Annotated in this window: 19 protein-coding genes and 1 tRNA gene; 18 read left to right on the top strand and 2 right to left on the bottom strand. The window is 66.9% G+C overall.

What is annotated here, in order from left to right:
• The first annotated feature begins 7 nt into the window (after positions 1–7).
• From GBA63_RS11170 to GBA63_RS11085, 18 genes are all read left to right on the top strand, one after another.
• Positions 8–580 carry a Maf family protein gene (locus GBA63_RS11170; protein ID WP_166176097.1) on the top strand — a complete coding sequence of 191 codons (573 nt, stop codon included), beginning with the start codon at positions 8–10 and terminating at the stop codon, positions 578–580.
• Between the two features lie 186 nt (positions 581–766).
• Positions 767–1,456 (top strand): RadC family protein, encoded by a 690-nt coding sequence (gene radC, locus GBA63_RS11165; RefSeq protein WP_166180082.1) that lies wholly within the window; start codon positions 767–769, stop codon positions 1,454–1,456.
• A 49-nt stretch (positions 1,457–1,505) separates the two neighbouring features.
• Positions 1,506–2,534, top strand: coding sequence for a rod shape-determining protein (locus GBA63_RS11160; RefSeq protein WP_166176095.1), 1,029 nt, complete (start codon positions 1,506–1,508; stop codon positions 2,532–2,534).
• A gap of 6 nt (positions 2,535–2,540) precedes the next feature.
• A complete protein-coding gene (gene mreC, locus GBA63_RS11155; protein WP_166176093.1) occupies positions 2,541–3,470 on the top strand; it encodes a rod shape-determining protein MreC in 930 nt (309 codons plus the stop codon).
• A 6-nt stretch (positions 3,471–3,476) separates the two neighbouring features.
• Positions 3,477–3,992 carry a rod shape-determining protein MreD gene (gene mreD, locus GBA63_RS11150; protein ID WP_228282549.1) on the top strand — a complete coding sequence of 172 codons (516 nt, stop codon included), beginning with the start codon at positions 3,477–3,479 and terminating at the stop codon, positions 3,990–3,992.
• Complete coding sequence (locus GBA63_RS23990; protein WP_166176089.1) at positions 3,989–4,537, top strand: FtsW/RodA/SpoVE family cell cycle protein; 549 nt, start codon at positions 3,989–3,991, stop codon at positions 4,535–4,537. The genes mreD and GBA63_RS23990 overlap by 4 nt, the downstream gene beginning before the upstream one ends.
• A 46-nt stretch (positions 4,538–4,583) precedes the next feature.
• Positions 4,584–5,141, top strand: a complete 558-nt coding sequence (locus GBA63_RS23985) for an FtsW/RodA/SpoVE family cell cycle protein (protein WP_166176087.1) — start codon at positions 4,584–4,586, stop codon at positions 5,139–5,141.
• Positions 5,142–5,236: 95 nt separating this feature from the next.
• Positions 5,237–5,536, top strand: a complete 300-nt coding sequence (gene rplU, locus GBA63_RS11135; protein ID WP_166176085.1) for a 50S ribosomal protein L21 — start codon at positions 5,237–5,239, stop codon at positions 5,534–5,536.
• Entirely contained in the window at positions 5,526–5,801 is a 276-nt protein-coding gene (gene rpmA / locus GBA63_RS11130) for a 50S ribosomal protein L27 (protein WP_166176083.1), read from the top strand. Before rplU ends, rpmA begins: the two co-directional genes overlap by 11 nt.
• Before the next feature lie 31 nt (positions 5,802–5,832).
• Positions 5,833–7,071 carry a GTPase ObgE gene (gene obgE, locus GBA63_RS11125; protein WP_166176081.1) on the top strand — a complete coding sequence of 413 codons (1,239 nt, stop codon included), beginning with the start codon at positions 5,833–5,835 and terminating at the stop codon, positions 7,069–7,071.
• Positions 7,068–7,712, top strand: coding sequence for a nicotinate-nucleotide adenylyltransferase (nadD, locus tag GBA63_RS11120; protein ID WP_166176079.1), 645 nt, complete (start codon positions 7,068–7,070; stop codon positions 7,710–7,712). The genes obgE and nadD overlap by 4 nt, the downstream gene beginning before the upstream one ends.
• Positions 7,709–8,107: a ribosome silencing factor gene (gene rsfS, locus GBA63_RS11115; protein WP_166176077.1), complete on the top strand. Its 399-nt coding sequence runs from the start codon at positions 7,709–7,711 to the stop codon at positions 8,105–8,107. Before nadD ends, rsfS begins: the two co-directional genes overlap by 4 nt.
• 98 nt (positions 8,108–8,205) lie before the next feature.
• Positions 8,206–8,278 (top strand) — tRNA-Ala (locus GBA63_RS11110).
• 122 nt (positions 8,279–8,400) lie between these two features.
• Positions 8,401–8,814 (top strand): ComEA family DNA-binding protein, encoded by a 414-nt coding sequence (locus GBA63_RS11105; RefSeq protein ID WP_207956720.1) that lies wholly within the window; start codon positions 8,401–8,403, stop codon positions 8,812–8,814.
• Positions 8,801–10,393 (top strand): ComEC/Rec2 family competence protein, encoded by a 1,593-nt coding sequence (locus GBA63_RS11100; protein WP_166176075.1) that lies wholly within the window; start codon positions 8,801–8,803, stop codon positions 10,391–10,393. Before GBA63_RS11105 ends, GBA63_RS11100 begins: the two co-directional genes overlap by 14 nt.
• A gap of 181 nt (positions 10,394–10,574) precedes the next feature.
• The gene (gene holA / locus GBA63_RS11095) at positions 10,575–11,504 is read left to right on the top strand and encodes a DNA polymerase III subunit delta (protein ID WP_166176073.1); all 930 of its coding nucleotides are present in this window, start codon (positions 10,575–10,577) and stop codon (positions 11,502–11,504) included.
• Positions 11,505–11,527: 23 nt separating this feature from the next.
• A complete protein-coding gene (locus GBA63_RS11090) occupies positions 11,528–12,004 on the top strand; it encodes a GNAT family N-acetyltransferase (protein ID WP_166176071.1) in 477 nt (158 codons plus the stop codon).
• An 82-nt stretch (positions 12,005–12,086) separates the two neighbouring features.
• Positions 12,087–12,605: a hypothetical protein gene (locus tag GBA63_RS11085; protein WP_166176069.1), complete on the top strand. Its 519-nt coding sequence runs from the start codon at positions 12,087–12,089 to the stop codon at positions 12,603–12,605.
• A 27-nt stretch (positions 12,606–12,632) separates the two neighbouring features.
• On the opposite strand, the gene GBA63_RS11080 is transcribed toward GBA63_RS11085, so the two are convergent.
• Positions 12,633–13,295 carry a class I SAM-dependent methyltransferase gene (locus tag GBA63_RS11080; RefSeq protein ID WP_207956719.1) on the bottom strand — a complete coding sequence of 221 codons (663 nt, stop codon included), beginning with the start codon at positions 13,293–13,295 and terminating at the stop codon, positions 12,633–12,635.
• 31 nt (positions 13,296–13,326) lie between these two features.
• Positions 13,327–13,584, bottom strand: a complete 258-nt coding sequence (gene rpsT / locus GBA63_RS11075) for a 30S ribosomal protein S20 (protein WP_166176067.1) — start codon at positions 13,582–13,584, stop codon at positions 13,327–13,329.
• Positions 13,585–13,613 lie beyond the last annotated feature (29 nt).

Genomic DNA, 13,613 nt, shown 5'->3' with positions numbered 1-13,613 from the left:
AGAGAGCTTGCGCTTCGTCCTCGCCTCCGAATCGGCCCGCCGCGTGGACCTTCTCCGCGCGGCGGGCTACGACTTCGTGGCCGCGCGCAGCGGCTTCCCCGAGGTCTCTTTAGAAGATCCAAGAGAGACCGCCGAGACGAACGCCCGCGGCAAGGCCCTCGCTGTGGCCGGCGGGACGGACTCGGTAGTGCTAGCCGCCGACACGGTCGTCTACGCGCCGGGCCTTCCAGCCGGGAAGCGCGTCCTGGGCCAGGCAAAAGACGCCGAAGACGTAAGACGGATGCTGAAGAGCCTGCTCGGCCGTCCTCACGAGGTCTACTCCGGCGTGGCCGTCGCGCGGGGTGACCGCGTCATCTGGGGCCACGCGATGACCACGGTCAGGATGCGCAGCGTGGCCGACCGCGAGGTCGAGTCGTACGCGCGTCTCGGTGAGGGGATCGGAAAGGCCGGCGGCTACGCCATTCAGGGCAGGGCCGGGGCCTTCGTGGAGTGGATCGGGGGCGACTACACCAACGTCGTAGGCCTACCGCTAGCCCTCACCGGACGCATGCTCGCCCGCTTCGGCGTCCCGCGGCCCTGAAGTGAAGGCTTCAGGCATCAGGTTTCGGGCTTCAGGAGCGGTGGAGCAAGGTCGCCGCGGTTCCGAGTCCCCACGATTTGCCCGGGGCGCGACTTCAGCTGTCGGGGTTGCGCACCGCACCCCTGACGCCTGAGAGCCTCCGAAGGAGGCGACCTGAAGCCTGCAGCCCGAGATACCGATAATCCAATCGTGGAAGGACGCCGCTACACCATAAAGCAGCTCCCCCCGGAGCTCCGTCCTCGGGAGCGCCTGCTCGAGGCCGGCCCGGCCGCGCTCTCAAACGCCGAGCTGCTCGGCATCCTCTTCGGCATCGGCAGCAGGGAGAAGACCGCCGTCGAGCTCGCCAGCGAGGTGATATCTACCCACGGCGACCTCTTCGGCCTCCACAACGTGACCGTCCACGACCTCGTCCAGACCAAGGGCGTCGGCGAGGCGAAGGCGTGCATAATACTGGCCGCCGTGGAGTTCGGGAAGCGGTTGGGTAGGGTTCGTAACCCCGGTCGTCCCGTGATATCCTCACCGGCGGACGTTGAGAGTCTTTTGAGGGGGCGGATCGCCAATCTTGACCGGGAGAACTTCGTCGCGGTGCTCTTGAACACCAAAAACGAGGTGTTGGAATACCCCACGATCTCTGTGGGAACCCTCTCTTCTTCCCTGGTCCACCCCCGAGAGGTCTTCAAACCGGCCATCAGGGCGAGTGCTGCGGGAATAGTATTGGCCCACAACCACCCGAGCGGCAAGGTCGAGCCCAGTCGTGAGGACCGGGACGTGACCCGGAGGCTCGTGGGGGCGGCGGAAATAATCGGGATTGAGGTCCTCGATCACGTGATCTTGGGCGACGGGTACTTTAGTATGAAGGAACACGGAATGCTCTAGCCGCCTGATGCGCGGTTGGGGTGCTGAACTACGGACGGATGGGGCGAGAATGTTTGGAGGACTCTTCGGGCGGGATGTTGCGATAGATCTGGGCACCGCGAACACCCTCGTGTTCGTAAAGGGGCAGGGCATAGTCCTCTCCGAGCCCTCGGTCGTCGCCATCGACACCAAGACCGACAAGGTGGTCGCCGTTGGCTCGGCCGCCAAGCGCATGCTCGGGCGCACGCCGGGCAACATAGTCGCGATGAGGCCGCTCAAGGACGGTGTCATCGCGGACTTCGAGGTCACCGAGAAGATGCTCGCCTACTTTATCCGCAAGGTCCAGGCCAAGCGCAGGATCTTCCGCTCCCTAATAGGACCGCGCGTCGTCGTGTGCGTGCCTTCCGGCGTCACCGGGGTCGAGCTCCGGGCCGTCAAGGAGGCCACCGAGTCGGCCGGCGCCAGGCAGGCGTTTACCATCGAGGAGCCGCTGGCCGCCGCCATCGGGGCCGGGATGCCGGTCAACGAGGCGCAGGGGTCGATGGTGGTGGACGTCGGCGGCGGTACGAGCGAGGTCGCCGTGATCTCGTTGGGCGGGATCGTCAACAAGTCCTCCATCAGGATAGCCGGCGACGACATAGACGACGCCATAGGCACCTACATCCAGAAAGAATACAAGCTCGCCATAGGCACCCAGACCGCCGAGCAGCTCAAGATAGAGCTCGGGAGCGCCTTCAGGTTGGAGGATGAGGAGTCCGCCGAGATCCGGGGCAGGGATCTTGTGACGGGGCTGCCGAAGACCATCGTCATAACCAGCGAGGAGGTAAGGGAGGCCATCAGCGTGCCGGTCGACGCGATCGTCGCCGCCGTGCGCGACACGCTGGACCGTACCCCGCCGGAGCTCGCCTCGGACATCATGGACCGGGGGATGGTCCTCGCCGGCGGCGGGGCCCTGCTCAGGCACCTCGACGAGCGCCTCAGGCGCGAGACCGGCATCCCGGTGCACGTCGCCGACGACGCGCTTATGTGCGTCGCCATCGGCAGTGGGCGTTCGCTCGAGGAGATGGACCTCTACCGCAACACGCTCCACTCCGCCTAAGGCGTCGTGGGTCGGAGGAAGTCCAGCGCAGCCAGCGGTCTTGCGGCCCTCTGTGCCCTTTGCGTGGTCAGCCTCGTCCTCTTTACCGTTTACGTGAAAGAGGGGGATTGCTCGACCCAGGGCCGGTGCGGGCCCCTGCACACCGTCCAGCTCGGCGCCGCCGAGGTCCTGCAGCCCGTGCGGGGCGTCGTCGGGGCGTTGTTCTCGCCCATCCGGGAGACCGCCGACAGGATCGGGCACGCCTTCGACAACAGCGAGGAGGAGCGGCTGCGGGCCGAGCTGCGCGACACGCAGGCCCTCGCCGCCCAGGCCTCGCGCCTGGAACGGGAGAACGCGCGCCTGACCGGGCTCCTCGAAGGCCAGAGGGCGGCCTACGAGTACGGGCCGCTCGCGCGCGTCGTGGCCCCCGTCGGCGACCGGTTCGCCGAGAGGATCGTCATAGACGTCGGCACCGAGGATGGGATAGAGGACAACCAGCCCGTCGTCGTCGGGGAGAACACGCTCGTCGGGCGCACCACGGACGTCTCGAGGAACACGGCGCAGGTCGTGCTGCTAACAGACCGCATGTTCGCCGCAGGCGTGAGGATCGTGCCGCCCGCCGAGTTCGACCCGGGCTCTAGCGAGATCTCCCCGGCCGTAACCGCGGAGGACGCCTCCTACGGCCAGGGGATGCTCAAGACGAGCCTCGAGGGCTACTTCGGGGTCGACTACGTCGACTTCAGCGCCAGGGCCGAGGAGGGCGACTACGTGGTCACCAGCGGCAGGTCCGGCGGGAGGGAGCTGCTGCAGCCGCCCGGCCTCTACGTCGGGACGGTCGAATCAGCGACCGAACAGGACATCGAGCAGTTCCAGAAGATCGTGGTCGACCCGGCGATCGACCCCGACGATCTCGAAGAGGTAAGGGTCATCGTCGGCTGGGCCGGCCAGGAGGGGTAGGCGGTGATGGAGCAGGCATCCGTCGTCCGGGCCTCCGTCGTGGTTGCGGTCGCCGTGCTTCTTGAGGCCGTCCTCGGACCCTACCTGACCTTCGGGTACATCTCGCCGAAGTTCGCCCTGATCGGGATGGTCTTCGCCGTCTCGCCCCTCCGCGACCTTCAGGCGGTCCTCCTCGGGTTCTTCGGCGGTATCCTGCTCGACTCCTTGGGGAGCGGGCTCTTCGGCGTCGGGGCGCTCTCGGGCCTCGCGGCGGCGACGCTCGCCTTCCGGGTGGGGGCCGTGCAACGAAGGGGCACCGAAAGGGTGCTCCTCGCGCAGGTGGTCGCCGTGTCCGTCGTGATCTACGACCTGCTCGGCTGGATGGCCCGGAGCCTGGCGGGCCTCGAGTCGCCGCCTTTTGCCGAGTACGCGGTCGCGGGTATACTCCCCGACGCGTTGCTCAACGCCGTGCTGGCATACTTCGTCGGAGGGTGGCTCTTGAAGGTCGTCAACACCAAGAAAACCGCGTGGGAGTCAAGGTGAGCCTGACCCGCGAGGACTTTCTCCGCAGGGAGAACCGGAAGGCCCAGAAAGAGAACCTCCGCCTGTGGCGGTCCATGGACTTCGTGCTCGTGCTCGTCTCGCTGGCGCTCGTCGCGTTCGGCATCCTCGCCGTGTACGTGGCCGGCACCAGCCCGACGGAGGCCTACGCCACAAACCAGGCCATCGGCTTCGTCGCAGGGTTCCTTGGGGCGATACCGCTCGCCATCATCGACTACCGGGTCTGGCGCAGGTTCTTGCGGCCCATCTACGGGCTCGCCATCGTGATGCTGCTCGCCGTGACGCTGATGGGCGCCACGGCCAACGGTGCCACGAGCTGGCTCGACGTCGGCCCGATCAGGGTGCAGCCCTCCGAGTTCGCCAAGCCGCTCATGATCGTGGTGCTCGCCGGCTTTTTCGCCGAGAAGGCCGTGGGAGAGCACGGGGTCTTCTTGAAGGCGCTCGGGATCATCTCGATCCCAGGCCTGCTGGTGCTGGTGCAACCGGACCTCGGCACCGCGACGGTCTTCGGGCCGTCTTTTTGGTGATGGCCTACGTGGCCGGCGCCCGCCTGATACAGCTCGGGGCCTCGTTTTGGCCACGATCCTTTCGGGCGTGTTCGCCGTCAAGGTCGGGATACTGGAGGAGTACCAGGTTGCCCGCCTCACGTCGTTCATGAACCAGAACGACACGGACACCGTCGGCTACCAGGTGGCCCAGTCCAAGATGGCTATAGGCTCGGGCGGGATCACGGGCAAGGGCTTCGACGCGACAACGCTGGCGAACCTCGGGTTCCTGCCGGAGGACCACACGGACTTTATCTTCTCGAACCTCGCGGAGAGGTTCGGGTTCGTGGGGAGCATCGCGCTCATCTTCCTGTTCTTTTTCCTGATCTGGCGCATACTCCACGTCGCGACGACCTCCCGCGACCGCTTCGGCGTCCTGATCGCGGTCGGCATAGGCACCATGTTCCTCTTCCACGTCCTCGTGAACGTGGGCATGACGATGGGGATCATGCCCGTGACCGGCATCCCGCTCCCCTTCATCTCCTACGGGCGAAGCAGCCTGGTCGTGAGCGTGATGTCCCTCGGCCTCCTGCAGAGCATCGCCATGCGCTCCCGCTCGGAGGTCTCTAAACACCCGAAGGTGTAATTCCGGCTGGTCGCTGGGGACCGGGACGGGTATACTAAGCCGTCGTAAAGCACTTGTAATCCCTTGCGGAAGTTTGTGAAATCTAGGAGCGGTGGATGTTTGCGGTTGTAAAGAGCGGCGGGAAACAGTACAGGGTTAGAGAGGGCCAGGAGCTAATTCTGGACCGCGTCAAGGGCGAGGTCGGGGACTCGGTCGAGCTTCCGGTCGGTTTCTTCGTCGACGACGAGGGGTTCGACCTCGGCGCGAGGACGGCGCGGGTCGAGATCCTGGAGCATTTGCGCGGGGAGAAGATCCACATCTACAAGTACCGCGCGAAGAAGGATTCGAGAAAGAAGACCGGGCATCGCCAGGCGCAGACCCGGGTGAAGGTTCTGGAGGTTCAGGATGGCTCATAAAAAAGGCGGCGGCTCTTCCCGCAACGGTCGCGACTCCGCGGGCAGGCGGCTCGGCGTCAAGGCCTACGGCGGCCAGACGGTCACGGCCGGCAGCATCATCGTGCGCCAGCGCGGCTCGAAGGTCCGGGCCGGGCAGAACGTCGGCAAGGGCTCGGACGACACGCTCTTCGCCAAGGTCGACGGTAGGGTCGATTTCGGGCGCACCCGCGGCAAGAGCCTCGTGCGCGTCATAGAGGAGCCCATCCTGGAGGAGGCCACGGCCTGACCACCGCTAGCGCCGGGGGTATCTAGCCCCTTTGCAGTTCGTCGACGAAGCGCGTTTCGCCGTCCGTGGAGGCCGCGGGGGCGACGGCAGCGTCTCTTTCAACCGCGAGAAGTACAAGCCGCGCGGCGGGCCCGACGGCGGCCGCGGGGGCGACGGCGGTTCCATAATCCTGCGCGCCACGGAAGACCTCTCCACCCTGGAGCCCTACGCCCGCCGTCAGGTCATAAAGGCCGAGCGCGGCAAACACGGCTCCGGCAACAACCGCGCGGGCGAGAGCGGCGAGGATTTGATCCTCGAAGTGCCGCTCGGCACCCAGGTCTTCGACGGCGACGGCCTGCTCGCCGACCTTTCAGAGCCCGGTGCCTCTTTCGTAGTGGCACGCGGGGGCGAGGGCGGGCGGGGCAACGGCTCGTTCGCGACCTCGACCAGGCAGGCGCCGGCCTTCAGGGAGCGGGGGATGCCCGGCGAGGAGAGGGAGATCCTGCTGGAGCTCAAGGTCCTCTCCGACGTCGGCCTCGTCGGCCTGCCGAACGCGGGCAAGTCCTCCCTGCTGCGCGCCCTGAGCGCCGCCAGGCCCAGGGTCGGCGACTACCCGTTCACGACGCTCTCGCCGCAACTCGGCGTGGTCGACCAGAAGGCCTACAAGGGGCCCTTCGTCGTCGCGGACATCCCCGGTCTCATATCCGGTGCCAGCGAGGGACGGGGGCTCGGCAACCGTTTTCTGCGGCACGTGGCGCGGGCGCGGCTGCTCGCGCTCGTGCTCGACGCCAGCGAGGACCCGGAGGGGGCGCAGGGGACCCTGATCTCCGAGCTCCACGCCGCGGGCCTCTCCGAACGCCCAACAGTGACCGTCCTCAACAAAGTGGATCTCCTGGACGAAGAACTGCGGAGCTACTTGCGCGACGCTTTCCCCGGCGCCTTCCTGGTCTCCGCTGCGACGGGAGAAGGCGTCGTCGAGTTCAGGGACCACGTCGAGGGGATGGTCAGCCGGATGGACAGGAAGACGGCGCCGGCGGGGACGGAGCGCGAGCACAGGGTCTACAAGCCAACCTGGAGGGGACTCAGGGTCGGGCGGGAGAACGGGGGGTTCGTGGTCTCCGGCGAAGAGGTGGAGCGGCTCGCGATGAAGACCGACTGGGAGAACCCCGAAGGGGTGGAGCGGTTTCAGCGGGAGTTGGAGAAGAGCGGGGTCGTCGGGGCGCTCAGGCGCGCGGGGGCCGAGCAGGGGGACGAAGTGCGGATAGGGGAGGCGGTGTTCGACTTCCGGTGAGGGTTGGGATCTTCGGCGGCACCTTCGACCCCGTGCACCTGGGGCACATGATCATAGCGGAGCAGGTAATGGTCGAACTCCGCCTCGACCACGTGATGTTCGTCCCGGGCGGCATACCCCCGCACAAGGAGGCATCGAGCGTGCGCGCCACCGCGGAGGACCGCTACGCGATGGTCGAGGCCGCCGTCATGGGCAACGAGAGCTTCTCCGCCGACCGGGTCGAGGTCGACGCGGGGCGCGCGATGCACAGCGTTGAGACCGTGGGCATACTCAAGGAGCGCGCGCCGGAAGACGAGTGGTTCTTCGTCACCGGGGCCGACGAGGTATCCAACCTGCTCTCCTGGAAGGAACCCGACCGGCTACTCGAAGAGGTCGTCATGGTGGCCGCGACGAGGCCCGGGTACGATCTCTCCAAGCTGGACCATCTGGAGGCGGGGCTCAGGAACTTCGATCGGATCTTTCCCGTCGAGTGTACGAGGGTGGACATCTCGGCGACCGGGATACGGAGGAGGATGTTGCAGGGGAAGAGCATAAGGTACCTCGTGCCCGAGGCGGTGCGGGAGATCATCATCGAGAGGAGGCTCTATGAAAGGGACGCGAAAAGGGCGGAAGGGGAGCAATTGAGGGAGGAGATCCGGTGAGGCGGGACGAGTCCGTGGCCCGGCGGGAAGGCATCGGGACTGAGGGCGAGGAGATCACGCGCGAGATGGCCGAGGTCTCGGCCCGGGCGGCGGCCGATATGTTCGGCAAGGACGTCACCATCATCGACCTGCGCGAGCTCGTCTCCTACGCGGACTACTTCGTGGTGGCGAGCGCCGAGACCGACCGCCAGACCCGGCGCGTCGCGGAAGAGGTGATCGATAGGATGATCGAAGCCGGACACCGCCCGCGCTCCAAGCGCGTGGACGAGGGCTCGGCCTGGATCAGCATCGACTTCCTCGACGTCGTGGTCCACGTCTTCACGGACGAGGCCCGCGACTACTACCGCCTGGAATCCCTCTGGCGCAGCGCCCCCCAGGAGCGCTGGGAGGCCTAGCCAGGGCACCGCCAGGGCATCGCCGGGGCGACGCCCGCCCACAACTCGCGCCACGTTGACACTCTTTGGCGCTCTGCATATACTCTTACGGATTTTCCGGGGCCGTAGCTCAGCTGGGAGAGCGCCGCGCTGGCAGCGCGGAGGTCAGGGGTTCGAGCCCCCTCGGCTCCACGATTTGTAGCGATTAGCTGTCAGCCTTCAGCGGTCAGCTTTCAGCTCTTTATATTGCCTCTCTTGTCGCGCGGCGGCGCTCTTCTCTAAACCTCTGGTAGCCAGCATCCGAACACCCACGTATGAACGGCGCGAACTTCGAGACCGCCACGCGACGCGGGGACTCCGCGGGCGGTCCTGTCGCCGTTTTAACCGGGCGTAACGGGGCGCGGCTGCTGGTCTCGCTCGTGGTGGTAGTCGTGCTCGCGGGGGGCGCGGTCTACGCGTCGCGGGTCTCGGAGGGCGCCCCGAAGGTCGTCTACACGGCGTCGCTGGAGGAGGTCGCGGCGGAGTCGGAGAGCTCGTTGAAAGTCGACATCAACGGGGCGGACGTGGAGGAGCTCGACGAGCTGCCCGAGGTCGGGCCTTCCACGGCCGAGGCGATCATAGAGTACAGGAGGGCGAACGGGGCTTTCACCGCCGTCGAAGAGCTCGAAGAGGTGCCGGGGATCGGGCCGAAGACCATAGAGAAGATCGAACCCTTTGCGACCGTCTGAACGGCCGCTCGGCCTCGACCTCAGGCCGCCCGTCCGTCTCGACCTCTGGGCTACGGCGCTGGCGGCAGGAATAGTAGTCGGTACGGTCGTGCCGGCGCTCGCGCTCGCGGTCGTGCTCGCCGGCGTCATCGTGTGCGTCGGGGCCGTCGTGTGGCGGGAGCTCGTGCCGCGGGAGTGGCGCTTGATGGCCCTGATGGCGCCGGTCTTCACGGCGGGCGGAGTAGCAATAGCCCTCGCGCACGCCGGCGCGTCCGACCCCTTGGCCGAGCTCGCCGGAATGGAGCCCGGGGAGGTGGTTATTGTCGGCAAGGTCTCCTCGCCGCCCGTGGAGAGCGGGTTCGGGTACCGGACGGCTGTGCGCGTGGATCACCTCTGGCACGAGGGGAGAGAGGTGCTGCGTGGCGGGGGCGTCGAAGTGTTCGCCCCGGATCTGAGCGTCGGGGTAGGAGACCTTGTGAGGGTGGACGGGGAGATCTCACTCCCCGAGGTCGGCGAGGACGGCTTCGATTACGGCCGCTACCTCTCCACGAAAAGGATCGGCGCGGTCGTCGAGGCGACCGGCGTCTACCCGGTCGGGGGCGAGGCCGGCTGGATCGGACGCGTCCACCGTCGTACGGACGTCGCCCTCGGCCACGGGCTGAGGCCGGAGGAGGCCGCTGTCGTGCGCGGCATGGTGCTTGGGGACCGCTCGCTCATACCGGAGGAGCTGGACGAGGACTTTCAGCGCAGCGGCGTTACGCACGTGCTCGCCATCTCGGGCCAGCACGTGGCGGTGCTCGCTGCCGTGATCTTCTTCGGACTGCGCCTGGCCGCCGTGCCCCCGAACGCCCGCGCCGGCGTGACGATCTCGCTCGCCTGGCTCTACATAGTCGTCGCGGGCGCCCCGCCCTCCGCCATCAGGGCAGGGGTGGTAGCCACGTTCGTGCTCGCGGCCGGACCCCTCGGCCGCCAGGTCTCGCCCCTCCACTTCACGACGACCATGCTGGCCGCCGTCCTCGCCCTCAACCCGCTTCTGGCCTACAGCACGGGATTCCAACTCTCCGTCGCGGCCGTTCTCGGCATCCTGCTGATCAGGGAACCCTTGAACGCCCTCGTCGAAAAGACCGTCCTCAGGCCGGTCCGCGAGCCTCCCCGCTTCCTGACAAACCTCTTCTCGGTCTCCTTAGCGGCCCAGGTCGCGACCGCGCCCATCGTCGCTGCCACCTTCGAGGAGGTCTCGACCGTCGGCGTCTTCACGAACCTCGTGGCCGTCCCGATCTCGGGCCCCATCCTGACCCTCGGCCTTCTAGGTTCCACGCTCGGCAACATAGCCCCCATCCTCGCCTACCCGCTGAACGCCTGCAACGGCTTCCTCGTTACCATCCTGATAGCCGTTGCCCGCTTCGCAGCCTCCATGCCCTTCGCCACGACCACGACCCCGGGCGTGACGACCCTGCTCGTCGGGCTCTTCTATATCGGCTGCATCCCCGTGATCGCGGCGGACCGGCTGTTCCCCAAGGAGCGCCGGCCGCTTTGGGCGTCCCTGCTACTGCTCTGGACGGCGCTCTGGCTCGTGCTCGTCGGGTCGGGAAGCGTATAGCTGTCAGCTTTCAGCGCTCAGCCATCAGCCAAAAGAAGGTCGCCGACGCCTGAAAGCCTTCGCTCCGAGCGCTGATGTGTCCGCAAAATGAACCAAACCCCGCGACACCGCCAACCGGCTTCTCCTGAGCCGCCAGGAGCTGACGGCTGAAAGCTGACGGCTGACCGCTACAATACCTTCCGTGGGCGTGTACCTGTTGCTCGGCGACGATGAGGAGCGCAAGGCGCGCGGCGTGGAGAAGCTGCGCCGGGGTCGGGCGGTCGAAGGCTTCGACGCGTCCTCCGCCTCCCCCCAAACCGTCATCTCCGCCTGCAACTCGTTCGATCTGTTCGGCGAGGGGCCCTTCGTGGTGGTCAAGAACCTCGACGCCTGGAACGCCGCCCAGAAGGCGTTGGTCGTGGACTACCTTCAAGACCCGCCCGAGGGCTCGGATCTCCTCCTCCTCGGAAAGAAGCTCGGCGCGCGAGAGAGGCTGCTCTCGGCGGCCAAGAAGGGCGGCGAGGTCCACGACTTTCAGCAGCCGACCGGCAGGGCGCTCGTCAAGTGGCTCGTGGGGCACGCGAAGAAGCTCGGCCTGGACCTGCCCGAGGACGTGGCCGAGGAACTCACCAACCGCGTTTCGGGGGACAAGATGCGGCTGGTGCGGGAGGCCGAGAAGCTCGCGCTCTACGTTGGTGACGGCACGGCCACCCTGGATGACGTCGAGAAGCTCTGCCCTCCCGACGTACAGTCGAACATCTTCGCCTTCGTCGACGCGCTCGCCGCCGGTCAGCGGGGCCGGGCCGTGGAGCTACTCGAGGCGCTCGTCGGCACGGGTGAGCCGCCGCTCCGGTTAACGTTCATGGTCAGGCGTCAGTTCCGGCTGGTGGCCCGGGCCCGAGCCCTCTTCGAGCGCGGCGTGCCCCAGCCAGAGGTCGCCCGCGAGCTCAAGGTTCCCCCGTTCGTCGCCCGCAAGCTCTCGGAGCAATCCCGCAAGCTGGACGAGCGAGACCTCGAACGCGCCCTCGCCACGGTGCTGGAGCTGGAGAGCGGGCTCAAGGGCGGAAGCAATCTCGGCGAAGCGCTTCAGGTCGAGCTCGCCGTACTCAGGCTCTCCGGTTCTCCGGCCTAGATCCGGCACGAGGAGATGGGCGGGTGATCGAGCTAAAGGAGATGCCCCCGGAGCGCTTCCCCGCTTACCGAGACCGGCTGGTACTCGAGTACGCGCGGGACAAAGTCAGGGCCGGGGCGTGGTCCCCCGAAGAGGCGCCGCGACGGTCGGCCGCCGACGTGGGCGGCCTGCTGCCCGACGGAACGGAGACCGAAGGTCACTACCTGTTGTTGCTGTGGGATGATCTTGCGGGGCAGGAGGTCGGGGTCGTCTGGATCGCCATCCTCGATTCTGGCGTCGGCAGGTCCGCCTGGATCTACGACATCGAAGTTTACGAGGGCTTCCGCCGCAAGGGCTACGCCACGCAAGCCCTGCGGGCGGTCGAGGACAGGGCGACCAAATTAGGCGGCGACAGGGTCGGGCTGCAAGTCTTCGGCCATAACCCCGGCGCCCGGGCGCTCTACGAGAAGGTCGGATACGAGATCACGAGCGTCAATATGGTGAAGAGGTTGGGCCGGTAGTTCACCTCCGACCGGGATATTCCTCAAGGCTCCGAAATCTGTTGTGCGGTAGACTACAAGCGGTAAGAATCGTGCGTGGTGGGTGGCGGCGATGGTCGAGTTGATGAGCCTTTCGGAGCAGGTGGACAGGGAGTTCGCCACGGCCAGGCGCAGGGCCCGCCTGCACGGCCTGTGGAGGCGTCTGGGCGGCCTCCCCGGCCCGGGCACGCTCCTTTCGTTCGACGAAGAGCGGCGATCGGCGCGGGCGTCCGGCGGCTTTCGGCGGGGGAGGAGAACGGTAGAGGTCTCCAGGATCGTCGGCAGCGCCGGCAAGCACGAGCAGTTCGACGACACTTTCATGCCGCTCCGTGGGGCCTCGCCGGACAGGTGGAAGCGGATCGACCGCGCCTACCGCAGCGGCGAGGAGTTGCCGCCGGTCAGCCTCTACGGCATCGACGGGGACTATTTCGTCCAGGACGGCCACCACCGCGTGAGCGTCGCCCGCTTCCACGGGGCGGAGTGGGTTGACGCCGAGGTTACCGAGTTCAGATCTTCCCGGCGCCCAAAGCTGGCCGCGGACTTCGGACCTCTGGTGCCGGCAGCGGCGTCCCCGCCAGCGTAGATCATGCCAGAACGGACTCTCCCAGCATCAGAGGCGGGTCACCGCCAGCATCTCGTTTGCGCCGCGCAAGAACTCGTAGGGAACTTTTCGTCTCTCGACCCGGTAGCCGAGCTTTCGCAGGTGCCGGATCACGGGGTCGAGGTGTGGGGACGGCTCCCCGTAGGCCCCGAGAAGCGGAAAGACCCTCGTCTCACCGGACACGCGGCACATCTCCCTTATCGCCGCCAGGTGAAAACCCGTCGAAAAGGTGTCCGAATACAGGAACAGCAGGTGGGAGCAGAGGGCAAGGTCGAACTCGCCGTCGGCAAAGTCGAGGTGGGGAAGCGCGTCCTCCCGGTAGCGACCCTGTTCGAGCCCCGTGGGGAGATCCTCGAGAAAACGGTCCATCGCGCCCAGCCGAATCTCCCGCAACCTGTCCAGAGATCCCATCCGGTCCCAGACGAACCGGTTCGTGTTCTCCTCGACGTTGGCGAGAAGGGTGACGGAAGCCTCTTCTACGCTGGTGCGGATCTGGTCGGCTGAGAAGCGGTAGAGCGGGTCACAGGAGACGACCCGGTGGCCCTCCGCGGTGGCCTCGGCGTTGAACGAGGCGGGGCCCGCGCCGCAGTCGAGGATACGGCCCCGGGTGTCCGGGGCCGTGATGGCGAACATCTTTACGTACTCTGCGCGGGATCGGCCCCAGGGGACCACCTCCGCGAGCTTTGGGGGGTCTGACGGCCGGTTACTCGCCGTGGCCGGCGAGCGCCCTGTCGAAGCGCCCGATCTTGCGCGACGCCTTGTTGGGGTGGATGATCCCCTTGGTCGCCGCCCGGGAGAAGGCCTTTTGAGACTCGTCGCGCAACCGCCGCGCGGTCTCCGCGTCGCCCGACTCAACGGCCTTGTAGAAGTTCTTGGAGAGGTTCCTTAGACGGGTCCTCTCGCCGCGCTTCTGCTCGAAACGCTTGACGCTCTGTTTGTCGCGCTTGGATGGTGCGGGCACGCTGCTCCTCCGTGTGAAACTAGCTTAAC

Source organism: Rubrobacter tropicus (assembly GCF_011492945.1).
GTDB lineage: Bacteria > Actinomycetota > Rubrobacteria > Rubrobacterales > Rubrobacteraceae > Rubrobacter_D > Rubrobacter_D tropicus.
This window is presented reverse-complemented; position numbering and strand designations above follow the sequence as displayed.

Excerpts from the sequence above, each read along its gene's own strand:
- GBA63_RS11160 (WP_166176095.1), top strand. The coding sequence starts at position 1,506 with ATGTTTGGAGGACTCTTCGGGCGGGATGTTGCGATAGATCTGGGCACC.
- rpmA (WP_166176083.1), top strand. The coding sequence starts at position 5,526 with ATGGCTCATAAAAAAGGCGGCGGCTCTTCCCGCAACGGTCGCGACTCC.
- GBA63_RS11105 (WP_207956720.1), top strand. The coding sequence starts at position 8,401 with ATGAACGGCGCGAACTTCGAGACCGCCACGCGACGCGGGGACTCCGCG.
- rplU (WP_166176085.1), top strand. The coding sequence starts at position 5,237 with ATGTTTGCGGTTGTAAAGAGCGGCGGGAAACAGTACAGGGTTAGAGAG.
- mreD (WP_228282549.1), top strand. The coding sequence starts at position 3,477 with ATGGAGCAGGCATCCGTCGTCCGGGCCTCCGTCGTGGTTGCGGTCGCC.